Annotated in this window: 23 protein-coding genes; 16 read left to right on the top strand and 7 right to left on the bottom strand. The window is 74.4% G+C overall.

Features of this window, described 5'->3' with window-relative positions; translation table 11 throughout:
• Positions 1-105: 105 nt before the first annotated feature.
• On the top strand, positions 106-1362 hold the full coding sequence (locus C5507_RS02500; protein WP_104526966.1) for a serine hydrolase domain-containing protein: 1257 nt from the start codon (positions 106-108) through the stop codon (positions 1360-1362).
• Between the two features lie 79 nt (positions 1363-1441).
• Here the strand turns inward: C5507_RS02500 and C5507_RS02495 are convergent, their stop codons facing one another.
• Complete coding sequence (locus C5507_RS02495) at positions 1442-1945, bottom strand: MaoC family dehydratase (RefSeq protein ID WP_341272911.1); 504 nt, start codon at positions 1943-1945, stop codon at positions 1442-1444.
• 30 nt (positions 1946-1975) lie between these two features.
• On the opposite strand from C5507_RS02495, the gene folP reads away from it, so the two are divergent.
• The 4 genes from folP (at position 1976) to C5507_RS02475 (ending at position 6315) form a co-directional block, all read left to right on the top strand.
• The gene (gene folP / locus C5507_RS02490) at positions 1976-2836 is read left to right on the top strand and encodes a dihydropteroate synthase (protein ID WP_104526965.1); all 861 of its coding nucleotides are present in this window, start codon (positions 1976-1978) and stop codon (positions 2834-2836) included.
• A 139-nt stretch (positions 2837-2975) separates the two neighbouring features.
• Positions 2976-3401, top strand: coding sequence for a PaaI family thioesterase (locus tag C5507_RS02485; RefSeq protein WP_104526964.1), 426 nt, complete (start codon positions 2976-2978; stop codon positions 3399-3401).
• A gap of 88 nt (positions 3402-3489) precedes the next feature.
• A complete protein-coding gene (locus C5507_RS02480; RefSeq protein WP_104526963.1) occupies positions 3490-5088 on the top strand; it encodes a 4-coumarate--CoA ligase family protein in 1599 nt (532 codons plus the stop codon).
• Positions 5089-5322: 234 nt separating this feature from the next.
• Positions 5323-6315, top strand: coding sequence for an NAD(P)H-quinone oxidoreductase (locus tag C5507_RS02475; protein WP_104526962.1), 993 nt, complete (start codon positions 5323-5325; stop codon positions 6313-6315).
• Between the two features lie 7 nt (positions 6316-6322).
• Here C5507_RS02475 and C5507_RS02470 read toward each other — a convergent pair whose 3' ends face one another.
• Positions 6323-7546: a cysteine desulfurase-like protein gene (locus C5507_RS02470; protein ID WP_104526961.1), complete on the bottom strand. Its 1224-nt coding sequence runs from the start codon at positions 7544-7546 to the stop codon at positions 6323-6325.
• A 110-nt stretch (positions 7547-7656) separates the two neighbouring features.
• Here C5507_RS02470 and C5507_RS02465 point away from each other — a divergent pair, with 110 nt between their 5' ends.
• Positions 7657-8196: a bacterial proteasome activator family protein gene (locus C5507_RS02465; RefSeq protein ID WP_104526960.1), complete on the top strand. Its 540-nt coding sequence runs from the start codon at positions 7657-7659 to the stop codon at positions 8194-8196.
• Between the two features lie 157 nt (positions 8197-8353).
• Positions 8354-9361, top strand: coding sequence for a type IV toxin-antitoxin system AbiEi family antitoxin domain-containing protein (locus C5507_RS02460; RefSeq protein ID WP_104526959.1), 1008 nt, complete (start codon positions 8354-8356; stop codon positions 9359-9361).
• Positions 9362-9445: 84 nt separating this feature from the next.
• Here the strand turns inward: C5507_RS02460 and C5507_RS02455 are convergent, their stop codons facing one another.
• Genes C5507_RS02455 through serS form a run of 3 tightly spaced genes read right to left on the bottom strand, consistent with a single transcriptional unit; the run spans position 9446 to position 12494 of the window.
• Entirely contained in the window at positions 9446-10276 is an 831-nt protein-coding gene (locus C5507_RS02455) for an HAD family hydrolase (protein WP_104526958.1), read from the bottom strand.
• A gap of 11 nt (positions 10277-10287) precedes the next feature.
• Entirely contained in the window at positions 10288-11196 is a 909-nt protein-coding gene (locus tag C5507_RS02450) for an HAD family hydrolase (protein ID WP_104526957.1), read from the bottom strand.
• Entirely contained in the window at positions 11193-12494 is a 1302-nt protein-coding gene (serS, locus tag C5507_RS02445) for a serine--tRNA ligase (RefSeq protein ID WP_104526956.1), read from the bottom strand. Before serS ends, C5507_RS02450 begins: the two co-directional genes overlap by 4 nt.
• Positions 12495-12641: 147 nt before the next feature.
• Between serS and C5507_RS02440 the strand changes: the two genes are divergently transcribed.
• From C5507_RS02440 to C5507_RS02420, 5 genes are all read left to right on the top strand, one after another.
• Complete coding sequence (locus C5507_RS02440) at positions 12642-14072, top strand: GuaB1 family IMP dehydrogenase-related protein (RefSeq protein WP_104526955.1); 1431 nt, start codon at positions 12642-12644, stop codon at positions 14070-14072.
• A gap of 94 nt (positions 14073-14166) precedes the next feature.
• Entirely contained in the window at positions 14167-14499 is a 333-nt protein-coding gene (locus tag C5507_RS02435) for a metallopeptidase family protein (RefSeq protein ID WP_104527102.1), read from the top strand.
• 101 nt (positions 14500-14600) lie between these two features.
• Positions 14601-14930 (top strand): GroES family chaperonin, encoded by a 330-nt coding sequence (locus C5507_RS02430; protein ID WP_242611276.1) that lies wholly within the window; start codon positions 14601-14603, stop codon positions 14928-14930.
• A gap of 65 nt (positions 14931-14995) precedes the next feature.
• Complete coding sequence (locus C5507_RS02425) at positions 14996-15556, top strand: GNAT family N-acetyltransferase (protein ID WP_158657463.1); 561 nt, start codon at positions 14996-14998, stop codon at positions 15554-15556.
• Positions 15553-16494 carry a hypothetical protein gene (locus C5507_RS02420; protein WP_104526953.1) on the top strand — a complete coding sequence of 314 codons (942 nt, stop codon included), beginning with the start codon at positions 15553-15555 and terminating at the stop codon, positions 16492-16494. Before C5507_RS02425 ends, C5507_RS02420 begins: the two co-directional genes overlap by 4 nt.
• On the opposite strand, the gene C5507_RS02415 is transcribed toward C5507_RS02420, so the two are convergent.
• Positions 16491-16967 carry a MarR family winged helix-turn-helix transcriptional regulator gene (locus C5507_RS02415; protein WP_104526952.1) on the bottom strand — a complete coding sequence of 159 codons (477 nt, stop codon included), beginning with the start codon at positions 16965-16967 and terminating at the stop codon, positions 16491-16493. The genes C5507_RS02420 and C5507_RS02415 overlap by 4 nt on opposite strands.
• A gap of 82 nt (positions 16968-17049) precedes the next feature.
• On the opposite strand from C5507_RS02415, the gene C5507_RS02410 reads away from it, so the two are divergent.
• Together C5507_RS02410 and C5507_RS02405 are read left to right on the top strand one after the other, a co-directional pair.
• Positions 17050-19173 carry an MMPL family transporter gene (locus C5507_RS02410; RefSeq protein WP_104526951.1) on the top strand — a complete coding sequence of 708 codons (2124 nt, stop codon included), beginning with the start codon at positions 17050-17052 and terminating at the stop codon, positions 19171-19173.
• A 54-nt stretch (positions 19174-19227) separates the two neighbouring features.
• Positions 19228-20115, top strand: coding sequence for a ketopantoate reductase family protein (locus tag C5507_RS02405; RefSeq protein ID WP_104526950.1), 888 nt, complete (start codon positions 19228-19230; stop codon positions 20113-20115).
• 43 nt (positions 20116-20158) lie between these two features.
• Here C5507_RS02405 and pheA read toward each other — a convergent pair whose 3' ends face one another.
• Positions 20159-21106 (bottom strand): prephenate dehydratase, encoded by a 948-nt coding sequence (pheA, locus tag C5507_RS02400; RefSeq protein WP_242611275.1) that lies wholly within the window; start codon positions 21104-21106, stop codon positions 20159-20161.
• 107 nt (positions 21107-21213) lie between these two features.
• On the opposite strand from pheA, the gene C5507_RS02395 reads away from it, so the two are divergent.
• Both C5507_RS02395 and C5507_RS02390 read left to right on the top strand, forming a co-directional pair.
• Positions 21214-22899, top strand: coding sequence for a GGDEF domain-containing protein (locus tag C5507_RS02395; protein ID WP_104526949.1), 1686 nt, complete (start codon positions 21214-21216; stop codon positions 22897-22899).
• A gap of 128 nt (positions 22900-23027) precedes the next feature.
• Positions 23028-24979, top strand: a 1952-nt coding sequence (locus C5507_RS02390) for a tetratricopeptide repeat-containing diguanylate cyclase (protein WP_249027806.1), incomplete at its 3' end; no start/stop codon positions are given.

Below are 24979 nucleotides of genomic sequence, written 5' to 3'. Positions count from 1 at the left end.
GGCGGACGCCCCGACCCCACGTGTCCGGGCTCACAGCGTCGTGAGCCAGGATGCGGGCCGAGGCGTCGTCCGGCGGCGGACGGCGTTCCGGACCAGGAGGTGCGCGTGAGCGGGCAACTGCAGGTGGACACCGACCCGGCCGAGGTGGGGCTGGACGCGGGCCGGCTGGCCCGCATCGACCGCCGGATGGCCCGCTACGTCGACGACGGCCAGCTCCCCGGCTTCCTGCTCACCGTCGCGCGGCGCGGCCGGCTCGTGCACGTGGGCCGGGGCGGCTCCCGGGACGTCGAGAACGGCCGCCCGGTCGAGCCGGACACCCGCTGGCGCATCTTCTCGATGACCAAGCCGGTCACCTCGGTCGCGGCGATGATGCTGTACGAGGAGGGGGCCTTCCAGCTCACCGACCCGATCTCGCGGTGGCTGCCGGAGTTCGCCGAGACCCGCGTGTACGTCGCCGGGTCGGCCATGAAGCCGGTGACCGCCCCGCAGACCGAACCCATCCGGGTGTGGCACCTGCTCACCCACATGTCCGGGCTGACCTACGGCTTCCACCACGCGCACCCCGTCGACGCCATGTACCGGGCGATGGGCCACGAGTGGGGAACGCCGGCCGGCGCGGACTCCGCGGAGGTCTGCCGGCAGTGGGCGTCGGTGCCGCTGGTCTTCCAGCCGGGCACGGAGTGGAACTACGGCGTCTCCACCGACGTCCTCGGCCGCCTCGTGGAGGTGATCTCCGGGCAGCCGCTCGACGAGTTCTTCGCCGAGCGGATCTTCGCCCCGCTCGGCATGGCCGACACCTCTTTCGGCCTGCGCCCGGAGGACGACCCCGAGTCCCTGGCCCGGCTCTACAGTGCGGTGCCGGGGCGGCCCGGCGGCGCCCCGACCGGCATCGCCCCGCTCGACGCCATGGGTGCGGCGGCCCTGGCCAAGCCGGCGTTCCTCTCCGGCGGCGGCGGCCTGGTCTCGACCGCCGGGGACTACCTGCGGTTCGTCGAGATGCTGCGCCGCGGCGGGTCCTTCGACGGCGGCCGGCTGCTCGGCCCCCGCACGCTCGCGCACATGGTCACCAACCACATCCCCGGCGGGCAGGACCTGGAGACCTTCGGCCGGCCGCTGTTCGCCGAGACCCCGCTGCGGGGCGTCGGCTTCGGCCTGGGCTTCTCGATGGTGCTGGACCCCACGCGCTACGGCGTCGTCTCCAGCGTGGGCGACTACAGCTGGGGCGGGGCGGCCTCGACGGCGTTCTACGTCGACCCGGTCGAGGACCTGACCGTCACCTTCTACACGCAGCTGCTGCCCTCGAGCACGCTGCCGATCCGCAACTACCTGCGGGCGCTGGTCAACCAGGCCATCGTCACCTGAGGCCGCGCTGCCGAGATCACGGGATCTCGGCGCTTCAGGGGCTTCCTGGCGTCGAGATCACGTGATCTCGGCGAAGAGATCAGAGGTAGCGGCGATAGACGACCGTGGCGACCATCGCCGGCTTCGTGCCGCCCTCGATCTCGACGGTGACGGCGAGGCTCATCTGGATGCCGCCCTCGAAGGGGGTCGCCGCCTCCATCGTCGCGCCGGCGCGCACCCGCGCGCCCACGGGCACCGGCGAGGGGAAGCGCACCTTCTCCGTGCCGTAGTTGACGCGCATGCGGAACCCGGTGATCTCCACGATCTGCGGCACCAGCGACGGCAGCAGGGACAGCGTGAGGTACCCGTGGGCGATGGGCCCGCCGAACGGGCTCTCCTTCTTCGCCCGCTCCGGGTCCACGTGGATCCACTGGTGGTCGCCGGTCGCCTCCGCGAACCGGTCCACCTGCTCCTGGGTGATCTCCACCCACTCGCTGTGGCCCAGGTGCTCGCCCACCAGGCCCTGGACCCCCTCGACGCCGTCAACCGTCGTCTGCGCCATCAGCTCTGCCTCCTCGTGCACGGTCTGGTTGGCTGACTCCACCACACACCACGACCGGACGGGGAGCACGGGTTGCTGCGACTGGGGGCCCTCGACGTGCCCGACGGCCGCTTCGTGGTCATGGCGATCGTCAACCGCACGCCGGACTCGTTCTACGACCGCGGCGCCACCTACGAGCTGGCGGCCGCCGTCGAGCGGGTGGACCAGGTCGTGGCCGAGGGGGCGGACATGGTCGACGTCGGCGGGGTCAAGGCCGCGCCCGGCGAGGAGGTCTCCCCCGACGAGGAGATCCGCCGGACCGTCGGCCTGGTGGCCGCGATCCGGGCCGCGCACCCCGCGCTGCCCATCTCGATCGACACGTGGCGGGCGTCCGTGGCGCGGGAGGTGCTCGCGGCGGGGGCGGACGTCGTCAACGACGCCTGGGGCGGGGTGGACCCCGAGCTCGCGGCGGTGGCCGCCGAGGCCGGCGCGGGCATCGTGTGCACGCACGCCGGTGGGCTGCCGCCGCGCACCCGCCCGCACCGGGTGACCTACGACGACGTCGTCGCCGACATCGTGGCCCGCACGACGGCGCTGGCCGACGCCGCCGTCGCGGCGGGGGTGGACCGCGAGCGCGTGCTGGTCGACCCCGGGCACGATTTCGGCAAGAACACCCGCCAATCGCTGGAGGCGACCCGGCGGCTGGGCGAGCTCGTGGACAGCGGGTGGCCGGTGCTCGTGGCGCTGTCGAACAAGGACTTCGTCGGGGAGACCCTCGACGTCCCGCTGGAGCAGCGGCTCACCGGCACGCTCGCCGCCACCGCCGTGAGCGCGTGGCTGGGGGCGCGGGTGTTCCGGGTGCACGACGTCGCGGCCACCCGGCAGACGCTGGACATGGTGGCGTCCATCCAGGGCACGCGACCGCCGGTGCGCACCGTCCGCGGCCTCGCCTGACGCCACTGATGATCAGGTCACCTGATCGTTCCGGCTCCTGGCTCAGGGTCGACGGTGATCCAGGACCCTGCACGGTGAGCCAGGACGGCGATCGGGGCGGCGGCGCGGCCAGCGCCGCCCGTCGCTAGGTTCCCTTCCCATGGCCGCCACGGGATTCCTCACCGCCGACGAGCTGAACGACCTGCTGCCGGGCACCTTCCCCGGACTGCTCGGCATCGTCGTCGACACGCACGAGCCCGGGCTGCTGACCTCGCACCTGGACATCCGCCCCGAGCTGCTGGCGCCCAACGGCTACCTGCACGCCGGCACCGTGGTCACCCTGGCCGACACCAGCTGCGGCCTCCCCACCCGGGCCCTGCTCCCCGAGGGCTCGACCGGCTTCACCACCATCGAGCTGAAGAGCAACCACCTGGGCACGGCGCGGGAGGGCCGGATCGCCTGCACGGCCACCAACGTGCACGCCGGCCGGACGACGCAGGTCTGGGACGCCGTGGTCACGAACGCTGAATCCGGGAAGACGATCGCGCTCTTCCGCTGCACGCAGTCGGTGCTCTGGCCCCGTTGATCGGGCGAACCCGCCGGTAACCCCCTTGTGAGGCCCGACACGCCGGGTGTGAGACTGAGGCCACATCACCGTGCGAGGAGGAACCACCGTGGCGCTGGCCAGCCGTTATCCCGACGTCGAGATCCCGAACGTCTCCGTCCCCGAGTTCGTCCTGGCGGCCGGCAAGGAGCGGCCCGATGCGCCGGCCCTGATCGACGGGCTCAAGGGTGACGTGATCACCCACGGCCAGCTGGCCGCCTACGTCGACCGCGTCGCCGCGAACCTGCACGCCCGGGGGCTTGGCAAGGGCGACGTCGTCGCCGTCTTCTGCCCGAACACCCCCTGGTTCCCGGTGGTGTTCCACGGCATCGCCGCCGCCGGCTGCGTCATGAGCCCGATCAACTCGCTCTACACGCCCGACGAGATCGCCTTCCAGCTCAAGGACTCCGGCGCCAAGATCCTGATCACGATCGGGCTCTTCCTGGACCGGGCCACGGCCGCCGCGGAGAAGTCGCCGGTCGACGAGATCATCGTGCTCGACGGCGCCGAGGGCCACGCCAACCTCTTCGACCTGCTCGGCGCCGACGCGCCGTCGGTCACCGTCGACATCGACCCGGCCAACGACCTCGTCACGCTGCCCTACTCCAGCGGCACGACCGGCCTGCCCAAGGGCGTCATGCTCACCCACCGCAACCTGGTGGCGAACGTGGCCCAGTGCCTGCCGCTGCTCAAGACGGGCGCGGACGAGAAGATCATCGCCGTCCTGCCGTTCTTCCACATCTACGGCCTCACCGTGCTGATGAACCAGGGCCTGGCGCTGGGCGGCGCCGTCGTGACGCTGCCGCGCTTCGACCTGGAGGACTTCCTCCGCACGATCCAGGACCAGAAGATCACCCGGGCCTTCGTGGCGCCGCCCATCCTGCTGGCGCTGGCCAAGCACCCCATCGTCGACAACTACGACCTCTCGTCGCTGACCTCGATCCTCTCGGGCGCCGCGCCGCTGGACGAGCAGCTGGCGCTGTCGGCCCAGTCCCGACTGCGCAAGGGCGCCGACAGCGGCGTCGTCGTCGGCCAGGGCTACGGCATGACCGAGCTGTCGCCGGTCTCCCACACCAGCCCCGACCTGGACGCCCAGCCTCCGGGCGTCTCCATCGAGATCCCCAAGGGCTCGGTCGGCTTCGCCATCCCCAACACCGAGTGCCGGCTGATCGACCCCTCCACGGGCGAGGACGCGGCCCCCGGCGAACGCGGTGAGCTGTGGGTGCGCGGCCCGCAGGTGATGAAGGGCTACCTCAACAACGAGGAGGCCACCCGCGCCACCCTCGACAGCGACGGCTGGCTGCACACCGGCGACGTCGCCGTCGTCGACGAGAACGGCTGCTACACGGTCGTCGACCGCGTCAAGGAGCTCATCAAGTACAAGGGCTACCAGGTGGCCCCGGCCGAGCTCGAGGCCGTGCTGATCAACCACCCGGAGATCGCCGACGCCGCCGTCATCGGCGTGCCGGACAAGGAGAGCGGCGAAGAGCTGCCCAAGGCCTTCGTCGTCCGCGCTCCGGGCTCGGAGATCACCGAGGACGCGATCATGGCCTACATGGCCGAGAAGGTCGCCCCGCACAAGAAGATCCGCTTCGTGGAGTTCATCGAGCAGGTGCCGAAGTCGGCCGCCGGCAAGATCCTGCGCAAGGACCTCAAGGCCCGCGCCTGACGGTCGATCACGGCGCCGCGTCCCGCTCCGGGGCGCGGCGCCGTCGCGCGTCCGAGGGGTTCGCCAGCAGGGGCCCCGTATACCGCCGGAATGCGCACTGATGCGGTATTCCGCCCCCTGATGACCGCAGCCATGCGCATCTCGGGCGAGACCGGCGGCGGCCGGGGCAGTGCCGGGAGCGGTGGACGCCGCGGTCGGGGTCGCACGCCGAGCCCGCGTCCGTAGGGTCATGGCATGCGTGCGGTGACGATCAGCGAGCCCGGGGGCCCCGACGTCCTCGCCTGGACCGAGGTGCCCGACCCGGTCTGCGGCCCCGGCGAGGTGATCGTCGACGTCGCCGCCACCGCGGTGAACCGGGCCGACATCCTCCAGCGGGAGGGCAACTACATGCCCCCGCCGGGGGCCACCGAGATCCTCGGCCTGGAGTGCAGCGGGATCATCAGCGAGGTCGGCAAGGGCGTGACCGGCTGGCAGGTGGGCGACGAGGTGTGCGCGCTGCTCGCCGGTGGTGGCTACGCCGAGCGGGTGGCCGTCCCGGCCGTGCAGCTGCTGCCCAAGCCGTCGGGGGTGGAGCTGGCCACCGCCGCCGCGCTGCCCGAGGTCACCTGCACGGTCTGGTCCAACGTCTTCCAGCTGGCCCGGCTGCAGCGCGGTGAGACCTTCCTGGTGCACGGCGGGTCCAGCGGGATCGGCACGATGGCGATCCAGCTGGCCGCCCGGGCCGGCGCGCGGGTGCTCACCACCGCGGGCACGGCCGCGAAGCTGGACGTCTGCCGCGAGCTCGGCGCCGACACCGCCGTCAACTACCGCGACGAGGACTTCGTCGAGCGGGTGCGGGAGGCCACCGACGGGCGCGGTGCCGACGTCGTCCTGGACAACATGGGCGCGAAGTACCTGGCCCGCAACGTCGACGCGCTCGCCGTCGGCGGCCGGCTGGTGATCATCGGCATGCAGGGCGGCATGAAGGCCGAGCTGCACATCGGCAAGCTGCTGGCCAAGCGGGCCTCGGTGCACGCCACCGCGCTGCGCTCGCGCCCGGCCACCGGCCCGGGCGGCAAGGAGGAGATCGTCGCCGCGGTCCGGCACGACGTGTGGCCCGACGTCGAGCGCGGCCTGATCCGGCCGATCGTCGACCGGCGGCTGCCGATGTCCCGCGCCGCGGAGGCGCACCGGGTCGTCGAGGCCAGTGAGCACGTCGGCAAGGTGCTGCTGCTCGCCGGCCAGTGAGCGACCGCTAGCGGGGCCGCAACGCCGCGACGGCGTCGATGATCCGGCCCACCTCGTCGGCCGTGTTGTAGTGCATGAGGCCCAGGCGCACCGCGCCCCCGGTCTCGTTGACGCCGAGGGCGTCGAACAGCTCCCGGGCGTAGAAGTCGCCGTCCCAGGCGCAGATGCCGGCGCGGGCGAGCTCCGCGGCGACCTGGCGGGGGCGCATCCCGGCCACGGTGAACGACAGCGTGGGCGTGCTGCGCTCGGGCCGGCCGAGCACCTGCACGTGCCGCATCGCGCGCAGGGCCTGGTCCAGCCACTCGAACAGGTCGCCCTCGTGCCGCGCGACGGCGGCCATCGAGGCCCGCAACCGCTCCCGACGCGTGCCGACGGCGTCGCCGCAGAGCCCGGCCAGGTGGTCGACCGCCGCGCTCACCCCCGCGTACAGCTCGAACGGCGGCGTGCCGGTCTCGAAGCGTTCGGGCACCTTGTCCGAGGACGGCACCAGCTTGTCGGGGCGCAGGTAGCCGAGCAGGTCCGGATCGGCGACGACGGCGCCCACGTGCGGCCCGCACCACTTGTAGGCCGACACCGCCACGAAGTCCGCACCCAGCGAGCGCTTGTCCAGCAGCACGTGGGGGGCGGCGTGGACGGCGTCGACGTAGACCAGCGCTCCGACGGCGTGCGCCTGGGCGGCGATCCCGGCGACGTCGGGGCGGGTGCCCAGCGCGTTGCTGGCCGCGGTCACCGCCACCAGCCGGGTGCGGCGGCCGATGAGGTCGGCGTACTGCCAGGCGGGCAGCTCGCCGGTCTCGATGTCCACCTCGGCCCAGCGGACCTCCACGCCCACGCTCGCCGCCAGCTGCACCCAGGGCCGCACGTTGGCGTCGTGGTCGAGCCGGCTGACCACGATGTCGTCGCCGGGGCGCCACGTGCGGGCCAGCGCCCGGGCCATCGCGTAGGTCAGCGTGGTCATGTTCGCCCCGAGCACCACCCCGCCGGAACGCCCGCCCACCAGGTCGGCGACGGCGGCCCGGGCTCCGGTCACCAGCGCCTCGGCGCGCCCCGACGCGGGGAACACCCCGCCACGGTTGGCGATCGGCATCCGCATCGCGGTGCCGACGGCGTGCGCGACCGTCTCGGGCACCAGGGACCCGGCGGGGCCGTCGGCGTGCACGTAGCCGTCGGCGAGGGCCGGGAAGAGGCCGCGCAGGCGCGCGACGTCCAGCCGGCCGGCCCCCGTTGACATGTGGCGCACCCTAGTTGCTCCGCGCGGTCGTCCACGCAGGTGCCGGGTCACGGCCCGGGCGTCGTCCGGCCGGTGCGTCATCGTCGGTGGGACGGGGCAGGATGGACGGCATGACTGCACCGGAGAACGGCACCGAACGCCCCCACCAGGTCGTCGTGGTGGGGCCCGACGGGCGCCCGCTGGGCGCGGTGCCCATGGCCGCCACGGAGGACCAGGACGGCGGTGGCGGCGTCGGTGATCTGGTCGAGCAGCCCGCCAAGGTCATGCGGATCGGCACGATGATCAAGCAGCTGCTGGAGGAGGTCCGAGCCGCTCCCCTGGACGACGCCAGCCGCAACCGGCTGCGCGACATCCACGCCTCCTCGATCCGCGAGCTCGAGCAGGGCCTCGCCCCCGAGCTGCGCGAGGAGCTGGAACGCATCACGCTGCCCTTCACCGAGGGCGAGACGCCGTCGGACGCGGAGCTGCGGATCGCGCAGGCCCAGCTGGTGGGCTGGCTGGAGGGCGTCTTCCACGGCATCCAGACGGCGCTGTTCGCCCAGCAGATGGCCGCCCGCGCACAGCTGGAGGAGATGCGGCGCAAGGCCCTCCCGGGCGGGCAGCAGGCCGCTCAGCCGGACTTCCGCCCCGGTGGTGGCCAGTACCTGTAGGCCACCCGCCCGGCCGGGATCAGGGGCCCTGATCGTCGGGTGTCCTCCCTCACGGTGGGCGGTGAGGGGGGACGCTGCGGGATGAGGGGGGACGCCGGTTGTCCACAGACCGGCCGACGCCGTTCCCCGGCCGGCGCGGGCTCCCGAGACTGACGCGGTGCATCCAGCTCTCGAGGCCGCCGTTCGACGCCGTGACGGCGTCTTCACCGTCGCCGACGCCCGCCGCGCCGGCTACCGCCCCGACGAGATCCGCTCGGCCGTGGGATCGGGCGCCTGGCACCGGCTGCGCCGCGGCGTCTACGTCACGGCGGCGGTCTGGGCCGCCGCGGCCGGCGACCCCCGCGCGCGGCACCTCCTCGCTGCGGTGGCGGCGCTCGCCGTCCTCCGGACCGGGCCGGTGCTCAGCCACTCGTCGGCCGCCCGCTTCCACGAGCTCGTCCTCCCCCGCGGTGTCGACGACGTCGTCCGGCTGACGGACCCGGGCCAGTGGCGGGTCGGCGACGGGTACCGCATCGCCGAAGCGGCGCTCCCGGCGGAGGACGTCGTCGACACGGGGGCGTTCCGGGTGACCGGCGTCGCGCGGACGCTCGTCGACTGCGCCAGGGAGCTCCCGGTCGCCGACGCCGTCGTCGCCTTCGACGCGGCCATCTTCCGCGAGCGGGTGCGCCGGCGGGAACTGACGGCGGCGGTTCTGCAGCAGAGCCACTGGCTGGGCGTCGGCGGCGCGGCGCGCGCCCTCGGACTGGCCGACGGGCGGGCCGAGTCACCGCTCGAGTCTCGGGGGCGGTTGGCCTTCCTCGAGGCCGGGCTGCCCCGCCCGGAGCTGCAGGTGGACCTGCACGGGCCCCGCGGCTTCGTCGCGCGCGTGGACGCCTGGTACGAGGAGGCCGGTGTCGCCGTCGAGTTCGACGGTCGGGTCAAGTACGAGGACCCCCACGGAGGCCGCACCCCGGCCGAGGTGGCGTGGCACGAGAAACGTCGCGAGGACCTGATCCGCGACCTCGACGTGCGGGTGGTCCGTGTCGTCGACACGGACCTCCCCCTGCTTCGCGGTCCGGCCGAGCGCCTCCGGGAGCTGTTGGCCCGTCCGCTGAGCGGGCCGCGCCGCTTCCGCACGGTCCGCCGGCCGGAGCCCGGGTCCGACCCGGCCGACGCCGTCGCCTGACGACGCCGCCCCGACCGAGACCGCTCCTCCCCGGACGCGAAGCGTCCTCCCTCACCGTGTGGCGTGAGGGAGGACGCTCGACGATCAGGGGCCCTGATCTCGTCGGTGGGACCAGAGTGAGGACAGGAACGCGGCTACGCCGTCCTCGTCGTTCCCGACGGTGACGTCGGTGGCCACGGCGAGGAGATCGGGGTGCGCGTGCGCCATGGCCACGGCGCGGCCGCCGCCGTCGCGGACCCACTCGAAGGCGGCGATGTCGTTGGGCATGTCGCCGAACACCACGACGTCCTCCGGACCGACCCCGTGGCGGGCGGCGACGGTGGCCAGCCCGGTGGCCTTGGTGACCCCGGGAGCGGAGATCTCGGCCAGCGCGTCGGTCGAGGAGTTGGTGACCGTGGCCCGGCGGCCGACGACCTGCTCCACCAGCTGCACGAACGCGTCGCGCGGCATGGACTCGTGGCGGGCCAGCAGCTTCGCCGCCGGGGCCGAGGTCATCTCCTCCAGGGTCGCGGTCGCGACGCCGGGCGCGTCGACGTCCCAGCGCGGCTGGTACACCGGCTCGTGCCGGAACTCCCAGCCGTACTCGACGGCGAACCACATCGAGGCGTGGTGGGCGCGCAGCTCGGCGGTGATCGCCTGCAGCGTGTCCGGCTCCAGCGGGGACTCGTCGAGGATCTCCATCGGCTCGAGGTCCAGCAGCACGGCGCCGTTGCAGCAGACGGCGGTGCCGTGGCGCAGCACCTCGCGGACGCCGTGCATCCAGCGCGGCGGGCGGCCGGTGGCCAGCACGAGCGGCACGCCGTCGGCGCGCCACCGCTCCAGCTCGGCGACGGTGGCGGCGCTCACCGACTCGTCGTGGCGCAGCAGGGTGCCGTCCATGTCGCTGGCGATCAGCCGCGGCCGCCAGTCAGACATCGTGCAACCGGTCAGACATCGAGCACGGCCTCCAGGTAGCGGGCGACGCCGTCGGCCCGGTGGCCGCTGGTGCGCCCGGAGGCGACGGCGCGCACGGCGGGGTGGGCGTTGGCGACCGCGATCGCCCGGCCTCCCGCGCCGGCGACGGCGGTGAGCATCGGCAGGTCGTTGGGCATGTCGCCGAAGACGAGCACGTCGCCGAGGTCGACGCCGTAGCGCTCCAGGGCGACCGCCAGCCCGGTGGCCTTGGTGACGCCGGGCGGCAGCACCTCGATGAAGCCGAGGCCGGCGTGCGTGACCTCGGCCTCGGCCGGGTCGACGACGCCGCGGGCGCGGGCCAGGAGCTCGTCCTGACCCAGCGTGGGCGAGCGGAGGAAGACCTTGAGCACGGCCTCGTCCGGCAGCACCTCCTCGCGGGTCAGCAACTGCGCGCCCTCGGGGTAGGGCCAGTCGAACCCGTGCTGCACCCGCAGCCGGGCGTGCACCTCGGCCTGCTGGGCGGCGTCCTCCACCGCGAGGACCAGCACACCGGCCACCGCCTCGATCCGCTCGACGACCGCTGCCGCCCGGTCGCGTGGGAGCGCCACGGTGCGCAGCACCTCGTCGCGCTCCAGGTCGACGACGAACCCGCCCTGCGCGAGGACGGCGATCCCCCGCCCGTCCAGGGCGGCGCGCACGCTGTCGAGCAGTCGCGGACCGCGCCCGGTCACGCCGATCACCGGGATGCCGGCGTCCCAGCAGGCGGTCAGCGCAGCCCGGGTGCGCGGGCTGACCTCGCCGGCGTCGTCGAGGAGCGTCCCGTCGAGGTCGGTGGCGACCAGCTTCGGGCGCCAGGACCCGAGGTCCCCGAGCTCGACCACCTCGTCGGCGCCGGGAAGGACGCCGTAGGCCTCGAGGGCCTTCGGCGGGCGTCCGCTCATGCGGGAACCGGGGGGACGGGCGCCACCAGGGTCATGCCCGGCGTCAGCGCCTCGACGCCGCCCAGCCACGGCCGCAACGCCACCGGCACGTGCACCGAGCCGTCGGCCCGCTGGTGGACCTCGAGCAGGCAGGCGATGGTGCGGGCGATGGCGCACAGCGTGCCGTTGAGGGTGGCCGCGGTCTGGTTCCTGCCGTCCGCGTCGCGGTAGCGGATGGTCAGCCTCCGGGCCTGGAAGGTGGTGCAGTCCGACGTCGAGGTGAGCTCCCGGTAGGTGCCCTGGCTGGGGAACCACGCCTCGATGTCGTACTTGCGCGCGGCACTGGTGCCCAGGTCACCCGCGGCGATGTCGACGACCCGGTAGGGCAGCTCCAGCGCCTGGAGGAACTCCTCCTCCCACTGCAGCAGCCGCAGGTGCTCGGCGACGGCCTCCTCGGGTGCGCAGAAGCTGAACATCTCGACCTTGTCGAACCAGTGCACGCGGATGATGCCGCGGGTGTCCTTGCCGTAGGAGCCGGCCTCGCGGCGGAAGCAGGAGGACCAGCCCGCGTAGCGCTTCGGGCCGGCGGCCAGGTCGAGGACCTCCCCGCCGTGCATCCCGGCCAGCGCCACCTCGGAGGTGCCGACGAGGTAGAGGTCGTCGCGCTCGATGCGGTAGACCTCCTCGTCGTGCTCGCCGAGGAAGCCGGTGCCCTCCATGGCTTCGGGGCGCACCAGCGCGGGGGCGATGACGGGGGTGAACCCGGCGGCGACCGCGCGGCTGATGGCCAGCTGGGCGAGCGCGAACTCCAGCAGCGCCCCGGGCCCGGTGAGGAAGTAGAAGCGCGAGCCCGACACCTTCGCGCCGCGCTCCATGTCGATGGCGCGCAAGCCCTCGCCGATCTCGATGTGGTCGCGCACCTGGAAGTCGTAGGCGGGCACCTCGCCGACTGTGCGGATGGTGACCGCGTCGTCCTCGCCGCCGGGCGGCACCTCGGCGGCCACGACGTTCGGGATGCGGGTGTGCACGGCGCGCAGCGCGGCGTCGGCGGCGCGCTGCGCCTCCTCGGCCTCGCGCACCTCGGCGGCCAGCGCCTTGGCCCGCTCCAGGACGGCGGGGCGCTCCTCCGGGGTCGCCTTCTTCACCGCCTGCGAGGCGCTCTTCTGCTCACCGCGCAGGTCGTCGGCGCGCTTGACCGCCTCGCGGCGCGCGGTGTCCGCCGCGAGCAGCTGGTCGACCAGGGACTCGTCGGCGCCCCGGGCGCGCTGGCTGGCACGGACGAGGTCGGGGTTCTCACGCACGAGCCGGAGGTCGATCACGCCCCGATCGTAGGTGGCGGCCCCGTGACGGGATGACGACCGCGAGCACTCCCTGCTGCGGACCCATGCGCGTTCGTGGCGATCAGCCGCTGATGGCCTCGAGTTGGCATGGTTCGACGGACGCCGTCCGTGCGGGACAATGGCGCCATGCGTTTCCTCGAGGGGTCCCGTCCGGCACACGACCTGACGTACTCCGACGTCTTCATGGTCCCGGCGCGCTCGTCGGTCGGCTCGCGGCTCGAGGTCGACCTGACCACGCCGGACCGGGTCGGCACGACCATCCCGATCGTCGTCGCCAACATGACCGCGATCTCCGGCCGCCGCATGGCCGAGACCGTCGCCCGGCGCGGCGGGCTCGCCGTCCTGCCGCAGGACATCCCGGCCGACGTCGTCGCCGAGGTGGTGTCGTGGGTCAAGACCCGGCACCCCGTCTACGACACCCCGATCACCCTCTCCCCCACCTCCACCGTGGGTGAGGCGCTGTCGCTGCTCACCAAGCGGGCGCACGGGATCGTGGTGGTGGTCGAGGGCGGCTCCCCCGTCGGCGTCGTCACCGACGGCCAGTGCCAGGGCGTGGACCGGTTCACCCAGCTGTCCGAGGTGATGACGCGGGAGCCGCTGACCATCCCGGCCGGCACCGACCTGCCCAAGATCTTCGACGTCCTCTCCGGCGAGCGGATCAGCGCCGCCCCCGTCGTCGAGGGCGACCGGCTGGTCGGCGTCGTCACGAAGAAGGGCGCGCTGCGCTCGGCGATCTACACCCCGGCGGTGAACGAGGACGGGCAGCTGCTCACCTCGGCCGCCGTCGGCATCAACGGCGACGTCGCCGGCAAGGCCTCGGCCCTGCTCGCCGCGGGCGTGGACGTGCTCGTCGTCGACACCGCGCACGGGCACCAGGAGAAGGCGATCGAGGCGCTGCGCGCGGTGCGCGCGGTGGCCGGCCCGGTGCCGGTCGTGGCCGGCAACGTGGTGACGGCGCAGGGCACCCGCGACCTGATCGAGGCCGGCGCCGACGTCGTCAAGGTGGGTGTCGGGCCCGGCGCCATGTGCACCACCCGGATGATGACCGGGGTGGGGCGGCCGCAGTTCTCCGCCGTCGAGGAGTGCGCCGCGGAGGCGCGGTCGCTGGGCAAGCACGTGTGGGCCGACGGCGGCGTACGGCACCCTCGCGACATCGCGCTGGCGCTGGCGGCGGGCGCGGCCAACGTGATGGTGGGCTCCTGGTTCGCCGGCACGTACGAGTCGGCCGGCGACGTGCACGAGGACGGCGGCCGGCTCTACAAGGAGAGCTTCGGCATGGCCTCGGCCCGCGCGGTCAAGGCGCGGACGGCGACGCAGAGCGGCTTCGAGCGGGCCCGCGCCGGCCTGTTCGAGGAGGGCATCTCGTCGTCCCGGATGTACCTGGACCCCCAGCGCCCCGGCGTGGAGGACCTGATCGACCAGATCGTGGCCGGAGTGCGGTCGTCGTGCACCTACGCGGGCGCGCGCACGGTCGACGAGCTGCACGAGCGGGCGGTGCTGGGCGTGCAGAGCTCGGCGGGCTACGACGAGGGCCGGCCGCTGCCGACGTCCTGGTGAGCACCGGCGGTTGCGCGCAGGAGTACCTCTCCGACCTCCGCGAGAGGTCCTTTTCCGCGCAGTCCGGGCGGGCCGCGCGGTGAAGGCGCTGCCGATGCCGGCGTTCGAGGCGCTGGTCGCCGACGCCCTCGACGAGGTGCCGGCGGAGCTCATGGCGCTGCTGGACAACGTCGTCGTCCTGGTGGAGGACCGGCACCCCGACGAGCCGGAGCTGCTCGGCCTCTACGAGGGGTACGCGCTGACCGAGCGCGGCTGGGACTACGGCGGGGCGCTGCCGGACCGGATCATGATCTACCGCGAGGCGATCTGCGACATCTGCGAGACCGAGGACGAGGTGGTGGAGGAGGTCACGATCACCGTCGTGCACGAGATCGCGCACCACTTCGGCATCGAGGAGGACCGCCTCCACGAGCTCGGCTGGGGCTAGCTCCGACGGTTAGTGCACGAAACACCAGGCGGTAAGTGCACGAAACACCAGGCGGTAAGTGCACAAAACGCCGGGAACGGGGGCGGGTAGCGTTGATCGACGTGCCCCAGGACAACGCCGGCAAGCTGCCGATCAAGATGCTGCACGACCGCATCCTGGTCGCGCTGCGCAAGGAGGACGGCGAGCGCCGCTCGACCGGCGGCATCCTCATCCCCGCCACGGCCCAGGTGGCGAAGCGGCTGGTGTGGGGCGAGGCCAGGGGTGTGGGCCCGAGCGTGCGCCAGGTGAAGGTCGGGGACCAGGTGCTCTTCTCCCCCGCGGACCAGCACGAGGTCGAGGTGCACGGCGAGGACCTGATCATCCTGCGCGAGCGCGACGTGCACGCCGTCGCCGCCGAGCGCATCGAGGAATCGACCGGCCTCTACCTGTAGCGGTGGCCGCGCCTACCGGGGGCGAGATGCTGGACCGCGCCGTCCCGCGGTGTCACCATCCCCCGGTGCACGGGGTGAGGGAGAACATCGAGCTGCGGCCGGTGGTGCTGCAGGACGGCGAGCTGGTGCTGCGGCCGTGGCAGGCCGACGACGCGGACGTGCGCGTGCGCGCCGGCCGCGACCCGGAGATCCGGCAGTGGACGTCGGTGCCGCGCGACGTCGACCACGAGTCCGCCCTCGAGTGGATCTCCTGGTCGCAGCTGGCGATCGCGACCGGCGAGGCCCTGTACCTGGCCCTGACCGTGGACGGCCGGTGCGTGGGCTCCATCGGGCTGATCGAGGTGCACCAGGACCACCGGCGGGCCGAGATCGGCTACTGGCTGCTGCCGGAGGCCCGCGGCCGCGGGCTGGTCCCGCGCGCCCTGCGCCTGCTCAGCGCATGGAGCCTGACCGAGCTCCCGCTGGCCCGGCTGGACCTGTACACGAACACCGACAACGACGCGTCCATGGCGGTCGCCCTCCGGTGCGGCTACACCCGCGAGGGGCTGCTGCGGGCCTGGCACTCCGGCCCCGACGGCCAGGAGGACCTGGTCCTGTTCGGCCTCGTGCGCGGGGACGCCGCGTGAGCGCCCGCCAGCCCTGGCGGCTGCCGCCCGGCGCGGTCGCGGCCGCGAGCGTGCTGCTGTCGGTCGTCATCGGCATCTGGCTCACCGTCGACGACCTGGCCACCCGCACGCTGATCGCGGTGGCCGTCGGCATGCTGACCACGGTCGTCGGCCTGCAGATCGACATCGGGCTCCGGCTCGCCGAGCGGGCCCGCCGGCAGGACCAGCACGGCCGCCTCCTGGAACTGGTCGAGCAGCAGCCGCACTTCCTGCCCGCCGTCACCTCGATGCTGGCGTCGGCCACGGCCACCATGCAGACGACGAAGGTGCCGCTGTTCCGGCAGGCGGTGGACAACGTCGTCGAGTCCGCCCGCATCCGGCTCAACGAGCTGGAGCAGGGGCGGATGCACTGCCCGGCCAACGACAGCGCGCTCATGGTCGACCAGTGGGCCGAGGTGCAGCGCTCGGTGCGCGCCACCACCATCCCCCGGGCGGACATGTCGTGGTGGCAGTCCGCCGTCGGCCGGAGCTACCTGGAGCGCAACGCGCAGGCGGTGGTCCGCGGGGTGGAGGTCGAGCGCATCTTCCTGCTCGACGACCTCGACCCGGACACGGTCGACCTCCTGGACCGCACGAGCGCCGCCGGCGTCTCCGTCCTCGTCGTCGAGCGGGCCTCGCTCCCGGCCGACCTGCGGATCAACGTCGTCCTCTACGACGAGCAGCTCTGCGTGGACGAGCTGACCAACGCCGACGGGGAGGTCGTGGAGTTCGTGTACTCGACCAACTCCGCCGACCTCGCGCGCATCTGCACCCTCTACGGGCGGCTGCGCAGCGTCGCCCAGCCGTACTCGCGCAGCCTGCCGGCCGCGCCGGCGACCGGCGGCACCCACACCGCGCCGGCCGTCGTGGTGGCACCGCGGTCGGGCGACGCCGACGTCGTCGAGCTGCCCGTCGGCTAGGCCCCGGGCGGACCGCCGGCCCGGGCGTGCGCCTCGATGACGGCGGTCATGTCCTCGAGCCAGCGGTGCACGACCGCCAGCTCGTCGTCCGTGTAAGCCGCCATCGCGCCGACCAGGTCGCGGGCGAGGCCGCCGAAGTGCTCGGCGCCGGCCGCCATCGCCGAGTCCGACATCTCCAGGCTCACCCGGCGCCGGTCCTCGGGGTCGCGCACCCGCCGCACGTGCCCGACCTTCTCCAGCCGGTCCACCAGCGCGGTCACCGAGGCCGACCGCAGGTCCACGGCCTCTCCCAGGCGGCCGGCCGTGAGGGCCTCCCCCCGCCGGGCGGCGTCCATGATCGCCACGAGCGCCCGCACGTCGGTGCGGTTGAGGCCGTGCCGCTCGGCGAACCGCTGGCCGACTGCATCCAGCTCGACGTTCAGCCGGCGAAGGAGGAGCGCGATCTCCTGACGCGCAGCCGCATCTCTCGTCACCGGGACCTCCGTCTCTGTCGCGCCGGGCCGAACCACCCGTTAATATCTCGACCATCGAGATAATTGACCATCAAGGGGAATCATGCCTCGCCGTCGCTCCCTCCGCTGGCTCCTCCCTCTCGCCGTCCTGCTGGTGTGGCTGGTCGCCGCCGGACCGCTCAACATCCTCGGCGCGAAGCTGACCGGCCTGCAGGAGAACGACGTCGCCGCGTTCCTCCCGGACAGCGCGGAGTCCACCCGCGTCCAGGAGCTCCAGAGCGGCTTCCAGTCCACCAAAGCGATCCCCGCGGTGCTGCTCTGGGAGGCGCCGGACGGCATCGACCAGGCGACACTCGCCGAGATCGGCGACCGCGTCGCCGAGGCGACGCAGGTGGCCGAGGAGGCCGGCGCGCTGGCCGGCCGCGCCTCCCCGCCCATCCCGTCCGAGGACGGCGAAGCGGTCCAGGCGCTGCTCCCGCTCAGCCCCGACCTGGGCGACGAGCTGGTCGTCGTCGTCGAGGACCTGCGCGCGGCCGTCGCCGTCGAGGGCACCGACTCCTTCGTGACCGGCCCCGCGGGGATCTTCGCCGACTTCGCCAACGGCTTCGCCGGCATCGACGGGCTGCTGCTCCTCGCGGCGTTCGGCATCGTGCTGCTCATCCTGCTCGTCGTCTACCGCAGCCCGGTCCTGCCGCTGCTGGTCATCGGGACGGCCGGGCTGGCGCTGACCGCGGCCAACGCGGTCGCCTACCTGCTCGCCGACGCGGGCGCCATCACCGTCAACGGCCAGAGCCAGGGCATCGCGGCGATCCTCGTCGTGGGTGCGGCCACCGACTACGGACTGCTGCTCGTGGCCCGCTTCCGGGAGGAACTGCGCCGCGAGGAGTCGAAGTACGCCGCCATGCGGATCGCGCTGCGCCAGTCGTGGGAGCCGATCGTCGCCTCCGGGGCCACCGTGGTGCTCGGCGTGCTCTGCCTGCTGTTCTCCGACCTCGGCTCCAACCGCGGTCTCGGCCCGATCTCCGCGGTCAGCGTCACCCTTGCCGTCGTCGCCGCCCTGACGTTCCTGCCGGCGGCGCTGACCCTGCTCGGCCGCGCCGCCTTCTGGCCCTTCCGCCCGCGGTACGGCGTCGAGCCTTCCGAGGGCCGCGGGTGGCGGCGGGTGGCCCGCCTGGTCGGCCGCCGACCCCGCCGCGTGCTCGCGATCAGCGTGCTCTCGCTGGTCGCCGCCGCGGTCTTCGCCCCCACCTACGACGCCGACGGCATCGCGTTCTCCGAGGCCATCCAGGGCGAGTCGGACGGAGTGGCGGGGCAGGAGGCGCTGGGCCGGCACTTCGAGGCCGGTGTCGCCAGCCCGGCGACGATCATCACGCCGGAGGACAACTGGCCCGCCGTCGCCGAGGCGGCAGCGGCGACGGACGGCGTCGCGTCGGTGGCGCCGTTCACCGGCGAGGGCCCGCCGGTGCCGGGCGCCGACCCGGTCGTCGTGGACGGGCAGGTCCGCCTCGACGCCACCCTCGACGTCGCACCGGACAGCGTCGCGGCCATCGAGACGGTGCAGGTGCTCCGGACGGCGCTCGACGACGCCAACCCGGCGGCGCTGGTGGGCGGCGAGACGGCGAGCAACCTCGACGCCCGGGAGAGCGCGGCCCGCGACCTCCGGGTGATCGTCCCGGCCGTGCTGCTGGTCATCACCATCGTGCTCGCGGTACTGCTGCGCTCGCTCGTGGCGCCCCTGCTGCTGATCGCCACCGTGGTGCTCAGCGTCGCCGCCACGGTCGGCGTCGCCGCGCTGCTGTTCGACGACGTCTTCGGCTTCCCCGGCAGCGATCCCGGCATCCTGCTGATCGGCTTCGTGTTCCTCGTGGCGCTGGGGATCGACTACAACATCTTCCTGATGACACGGGCCCGCGAGGAGTCCGCCCAGCACGGCGCCCGCGACGGTGTCCTGCGTGCGCTGGCGGTCACCGGCGGCGTGATCACCTCCGCCGGCATGGTCCTGGCCGCCACCTTCGGCGCGCTGTCGGTCCTGCCGCTGCTCTTCCTGGTCCAGCTTTCGTTCCTGGTCGGCTTCGGCGTCCTGCTCGACACCTTCGTAGTCCGGTCGCTGATCGTGCCGGCGGCCGTCGCGGTCGTCGGGGACCGCGTGTGGTGGCCCGGCCGGCTGGCCCGGCGCCAGGCCGAGCCCGAGGAGGAACGGAAGCTCGCCGGCGCGACGGCGGGGTGACGGGCGGCGAGTGGGCTCCGGCGCGGACACCGGGTGGGTGACAGGCTGGGAGGCATGGCTGCCGCGCACCCCTTGCAGATCGCCGTCCTCGGGCCCGGCGGCGTGGGCGGGCTGCTCGCCGTCCTCCTCGCCCGGCAGGGGCAGGCGGTCACCTGCCTCGCCCGGGAGGAGACCGCGGCCCACCTCGACCGCGCCGGGCTGCGGCTCTCCAGCGACCGCTTCGGCGAGCTGACGGCGCAGGTGCGCGGCGCGACCGCGCTGGACGAGCCGGTCGACGTCCTGCTGGTGACGACGAAGGCGACCCAGCTGGACGACGCGCTCGCCCGGGTGCCCGCCGACGTGCTCGGCGACGCCGTGGTCGTGCCGCTGCTCAACGGCGTCGAGCACCTGGCGCTGCTCCGCGAGCGCTACCCCGCCGCCCGCGTGGTCGCGGGCACGATCCGGGTCTTCGCCTCCCGGCCCGGGCCCGGGGTGATCCGGCACGAGGGCCGGCTCGCCGCCGTCCAGCTGGCACCCGGCGCCGAGGAGCTGGCCGCGGCCCTGGAGGCGGCGGGGGTGGACGTCACCGTCCGCCCCGATGAGGCCGGCCTGCTGTGGGACAAGCTCTGCTTCCTCGGACCGATGGCGCTGCTCACCACCCGGGCGCAGCAGCCGCTGGGCGCGGTGCGCGACCGGCACGGCGAGGAGCTCACCGCCGTCATCACCGAGGTCGCCGCCGTCGCCCGTGCCGAGGGAGCGACGCCCGATCCCGCCGCCACCCGGGACTTCGCCTGGTCGCTGCCCGCGGAGATGCGCTCGTCGATGCAGCGGGACGCCGCCGACGACAACCCCACCGAGCTCGAGGCCATCGGCGGCGCGGTGCTGCGGGCGGCCGACCGGCACGGCGTCGAGGTGCCGGTCACCCGGCGGATCGTCGAGGAGCTGCGCACCCGCCTGCGCTGACGGCGGAGAGTGCACCGTCCGCCGGAGAACGGGGCGGCGGAGCTCAGAGCTCGCCGGACCGGAGGCGGGCCAGCCAGTCCTCGGCGTCGGCGAACGCGGCGTCGGCGGACTCCGCCGGCACCGTCCGGTTCTCCCGGCCGTCCTCCCGCGGGTAGGACCCGAGGAAGCGGACGTCGTCGCACAGCCGGTGCAGGGCGGCCAGTGCCTCCCCCACCCGGGCCTCGGCCACGTGCCCCTCGCAGTCCAGCGAGAAGGAGTAGACCCCGAGCCGCTGCCGGGTCGGGCGCGACTCGATGCGGGTGAGGCTGATCCCCCGCACGGAGAACTCGGTCAGCAGCTCCAGCAGGGCGCCGGTCCGGTCCCCCACCACCGCGACCAGCGACGTCTTGTCGTTGCCGGTGGGCGGGGGCAGGGGCCCTGGGCGGCTGACCAGCACGAAGCGGGTGACGGCCCCGGCGTGGTCGGCGACGTCGTCGGCGAGGATCTCCAGCCCGTAGCGGGACGCCGCGATCGGCGCGCAGACCGCGGCGTCCACCTCGCCGGCCGCCACCGCCGCCGCGGCCGCCGCCGTCGAGGTCGCCGGCACGGGGGGAGCGCCGGGCAGCAGCTCGGCCAACCGCCGGCTGGTCTGGGCCAGGGCGTGCGGGTGGCTGGCCAGCGAACGGACGTCGGCCAGGGCCGTGCCGGGGCGCACGGCGAGCACGAAGGCGACCTCGAGGAACACCTCGCGGGTGATGACGAGCGGCTCGCCGTCGGCCAGGCCGTCCATCGTCGCGGGCACCGAGCCCTCGACGGAGTTCTCGAACGGCACCAGCGCGGCGTCGGCGTCACCCGACCGGACGGCGGACAGCGCGGCGGCGACACTCGGCCGGGGGTCGTGGGATCCCTCCGTCGACGTAATCGCCCTGCTCAGCGCCGTTTCGGTGAAGGTACCCTCGGGCCCCAGGTACACGAATCGCGTCGGAGGTGTACTGGGCGGCATCCCGGGCATCCGACGAGGGTAGTGCCGACGGGACGAGGTGCACGTCCCGCCCGGGAGGATCGGCCTCGCTACCGGCAGGACCGGCCCGCTGGCCGCCGAACCCGAGTGGAGGACAGGTGACCCCCGGCCCGGCCCGTGTCGCCCCCGGAGTCCTCCAGGCCGCGCTGTGGCGGTACCTCGACGCCAGCCACGTCGAGGACCCCGGCCCGTTCCTCGAGCTGCTCGACGAGTCCGTGGACACCTTCGCCGACGGCTGCGATCCGGCCTGGACCGCCTGGCGGCACGCCCTGGCGGCCCGGCGGGCCACCCTCGACGGCGACCCGGACACCGCCGCGGCGGAGGTCACCGCGGCCCGGGACCTGTTCGAGCGCTGCCCGGTCTCCTCGGAGACCGCGCTGCTCATGGCCTACCTGTCGCACGTCGAGATGACCGCCGACCACTTCGACCACGCGATGCTGCTCGCCGTCGACGCCAGCCTGCTGACCGACGGCCCGTCGGCGCAGCCCTCCCGCGCCCTGCTGCAGGCGCACCGCTGGGTGTCGCTCACCCTGTGCGGGCTGGACCTGGAGGAACTCGCCGTCGCGCACGCCGTCCGCGGGCACCAGGTGGCCGCGGCCCTGCCCGATGTCGGCGACCACGGACGACTGCTGCTGCTCGGGGCGCGCCAGCACGCCGAGCTGGCCCAGACCCTGCACCGCCGCGGCCGGACCGACCGCGCCGCCGAGCTGGCCACGGAGGCGATCGCCTGCGCCACCGCGGCCCGCGAGCTGCCGTGGGAGCCGGAGGCGGGCGAGCGCGACCTGCTCGACGTCGTGCACGCCTGGGCGCTCGTCGTCAGCGGGGAGCCCGACGCCGCCCTCGGTCCGCTGCGCCGCGTCCGCCGCTCGGTCCAGCGCGACGGCGGCGTGTGGCTGCGCGGCTACACCGATCAGGCACTGGCCCGGCTGCTGCGCGCGCTGTCCCGGCGGGACGGCGACGTCGCCGTGGGCGAGGAGGCCATCGACCTGCTGGTCGACGCCGCCGGCGCGTTCGCCTCCACCGGTGACCGGCGCCGCTACCGGCAGGCCCTCCTGGAGCTGGGGCAGGACAACGCCGAGCTGGGGCGCACCGCGGAGGCGCTGCACTGGCTGGAGGCCTACCGCGCCGACACCGGCCGGGCGCACGCCCGCGGCCGCGAGATGTGGGCGGAGATGTTCGTGCGCCGCAGCCGGCTGCGGGAGGCCGAGCGCCAGGCGGCGATGCTGCGCCGGCACGCCCTGGAGGACCCGCTCACCGGGCTGGGCAACCGGCGCAGCGCCGAGCGCCGGCTGGGTGCCCTGCGGCTGGGCGAGGAGCCGCTGTCGCTCGCCGTCGTCGACGTCGACCGGTTCAAGGAGGTCAACGACAAGGCGTCGCACACCCACGGGGACGCCGTCCTGCGCCGGGTCGCCGACCTGCTGCGCGAGCACAGCCGCAACGGTGACGAGGTGTACCGCTGGGCCGGTGACGAGTTCCTGGTGGTGCTCCCGACGGCGACCGAGGCGCAGGCCGTGGTCGTCATGGAGCGGCTGCGCTCCGCCGTCGCCGAGGCCGACTGGACCGAGCTCGAGCTCTCCGCCGCGGTGACGGTCAGCATCGGGGTGGCCACCGCCCCGGCGGTCCCCGCCGGCCAGCCCGGCCCCGTCCTCGGCTGGCGGGCGCTGTTCGACACCGCCGACCTGCACCTCTTCTCCGCCAAGCGCGGCGGGCGCAACCGGGTGCGGGCGTACGCCCCTCCGGACGTCCTCCGCGAGGCGCGGCGCATCCGCGGGACCGGCGCGTGACCTTTCCGCACGCGTGGGACGGGAGGGACGCGACGGACAGGGGACGGCGCGTTCCGGCACCGGTTCTCGACACCGTCGGTACCGGCATGCACAGTGCGCTGGTGCCACCGGGAGCCCTGCATCACCGGGTGACCGCCGCCCTCAGCAACTGGCAGCTCGACGACGCCGAGCAGCTGCTCTCGGGGGTCGAGCGGGACCCGTCCCCCTACGTCGCGGCCGTTCCGGGCGCCGACGCGGCCGAGGGTGCCCCGATGTCGCTGGGCCGGGCCTGGGCCGACACCCTGCGCGCCGAGCTGCTCGTCCGCCGGCTGCGCGTCGCCGGCTTCACCCTCGTCGGCGATCCGGTGTCCCCCGACTCCTCCGCGGAGCCCTCGCTGGACCTGCACGCCGGCGTCGCCGAGCTGCTCGACGGCACCGGCGGCGAGGCCGACCCCCGTTCGGAGTCGGCCTCCCGCGCGGCGCTGGCCATCGCGCTCGTCCGCTCGGCGAAGGCCGCCTTCGACGCCGCCGACGACGACCTGCAGCGCGCTGCCGGCCTGGCGCGGCACGCCCGCATCGAGCTGCTGTCCCGGCGGATCGACGCCGCCATGGACGAGGCGGTGGAGGCCGCGAGCCTGCTCGACCCGACCCTGCCGCCCGGCGTCCTGCTGGTCGACACGCTCGGCACGCTCGCCGGCGTGCTGGCCGACCTGGAGCTCATGCCGCTGGCGCTGGACTACCAGCGACGCGCGCACGAGACGGCGCTCGCCGCGGCGACCGACGCCGACGTCCTCGCCCGCGACGGCGCCGACCCCGACGTGCTCGTGGCCGTGGCCGCCACCCGGCTGGGCGAGCTGTGCGCCGAGCTGGGCGAGGGCCTGCTCGACGACGGCGCACCGGAGTCCGCGGCCCCCCACTTCGCCGAGGCGCGGCAGCTGGCCGAGCAGGCGCTGGCCCAGCTGCCGCCGGACTCGGCCGGCATCGTGCCCGCGCAGATCGTGCACGGCTGGGCCCTGGTCGGCATGGGCGAGCAGGCCGCGGCGGTCGGTCCGCTGCGGGCCGCCGTCCGGCTGACCTCGGCGACGGCCGACCGGGCCCGGCTGGCCTCCGCCCAGCTCGCCCTCGGCCGCGCCCTGCGCCGCAAGGGCGACGGCCGCGCCGGCGACGAGCACCTGGTCGCCGCGCTGGACCTGGCCACCGAGCACGGGCTCCCGCGCGTGCGCCGCGCCGCCCTGCGCGAGCTGTGCACGCTGCACGCCGACCTGAACGACGCCGACCGGGCGCTGCCGTACCTGCAGGCCTACCTCTCCGACGAGCTGGACCGGGTCGACGAGCGGCGCACCCGCTGGGTGGAGCTGTTCGGCCGCCGCAAGAGCCTGCTGGAGACCGAGCGGGCCGCCGGCCAGCTGCGCCGGCAGGCCTACGAGGACCCGCTCACCCACCTGCCCAACCGGCGCTACGCCGAGGCCCGCCTCGACGGGCTGCTCGCCGCCGGCGACGTCCCCGCCCTGGCCGTCGTGGACGTCGACCGCTTCAAGTCGATCAACGACGCGATCGGGCACCCGGGCGGCGACGCCGTCCTGCGCGCCGTCGGCGAGCTGCTCGTGGCCGGTGTCCGCGACACCGACGAGGTGTGCCGCTGGGCAGGCGACGAGTTCGTCATCCTCCTGCCGGAGACCACCGCCGAGCAGGCCGAACGCGCCCTGGAGCGCATCCGCGCCTCGGTGGCCCGCTACCCCTGGTCCGACCTGGGCCTCGACGTGCCGGTCACGATCAGCGCCGGCATCGCCTCGGCCACCCGTGGTGACGACCGCAAGACGCTGTTCGCGGCGGCCGACGGCGTCCTCTACGACGCCAAGCGCAGCGGCCGGGACCGCGTCGTGCGGCTGTCGGCCGTCACGCAGACCCGCGCCGGCGCCAACCCCCTCGACGTGCTCTTCGGCCCCGCCCCGGAGGCCCCCGCCCCGGAGGCCGCCGCCCCGGAGGCCCCCGCCACGACCGGGGAGGCCGCCGCCACGACCGGCGAGGCCGCCCCGGACCAGGCACCGGAGGCCGAGGGCGTCGCCGGCGTTCAGCCGTCCCCGCGCGACGCCGCCGCCCG

The sequence above is a fragment of the Blastococcus saxobsidens genome (assembly GCF_002938435.1).
Classification (GTDB): domain Bacteria; phylum Actinomycetota; class Actinomycetes; order Mycobacteriales; family Geodermatophilaceae; genus Blastococcus; species Blastococcus saxobsidens.
The sequence above is the reverse complement of the archived record's forward strand: the minus strand, read 5'-3'. Positions and strand labels throughout refer to the sequence as shown.

What these genes read in the sequence shown, in the direction of transcription:
- C5507_RS02485 (WP_104526964.1), top strand. Translation starts at nt 2,976, where the DNA reads ATGGCCGCCACGGGATTCCTCACCGCCGACGAGCTGAACGACCTGCTG.
- C5507_RS02475 (WP_104526962.1), top strand. Translation starts at nt 5,323, where the DNA reads ATGCGTGCGGTGACGATCAGCGAGCCCGGGGGCCCCGACGTCCTCGCC.
- C5507_RS02470 (WP_104526961.1), bottom strand. Translation starts at nt 7,546, where the DNA reads ATGTCAACGGGGGCCGGCCGGCTGGACGTCGCGCGCCTGCGCGGCCTC.
- C5507_RS02465 (WP_104526960.1), top strand. Translation starts at nt 7,657, where the DNA reads ATGACTGCACCGGAGAACGGCACCGAACGCCCCCACCAGGTCGTCGTG.
- C5507_RS02455 (WP_104526958.1), bottom strand. Translation starts at nt 10,276, where the DNA reads ATGTCTGACTGGCGGCCGCGGCTGATCGCCAGCGACATGGACGGCACC.
- C5507_RS02450 (WP_104526957.1), bottom strand. Translation starts at nt 11,196, where the DNA reads ATGAGCGGACGCCCGCCGAAGGCCCTCGAGGCCTACGGCGTCCTTCCC.
- C5507_RS02440 (WP_104526955.1), top strand. Translation starts at nt 12,642, where the DNA reads ATGCGTTTCCTCGAGGGGTCCCGTCCGGCACACGACCTGACGTACTCC.
- C5507_RS02435 (WP_104527102.1), top strand. Translation starts at nt 14,167, where the DNA reads ATGCCGGCGTTCGAGGCGCTGGTCGCCGACGCCCTCGACGAGGTGCCG.
- C5507_RS02410 (WP_104526951.1), top strand. Translation starts at nt 17,050, where the DNA reads ATGCCTCGCCGTCGCTCCCTCCGCTGGCTCCTCCCTCTCGCCGTCCTG.
- C5507_RS02405 (WP_104526950.1), top strand. Translation starts at nt 19,228, where the DNA reads ATGGCTGCCGCGCACCCCTTGCAGATCGCCGTCCTCGGGCCCGGCGGC.
- pheA (WP_242611275.1), bottom strand. Translation starts at nt 21,106, where the DNA reads ATGCCCGGGATGCCGCCCAGTACACCTCCGACGCGATTCGTGTACCTG.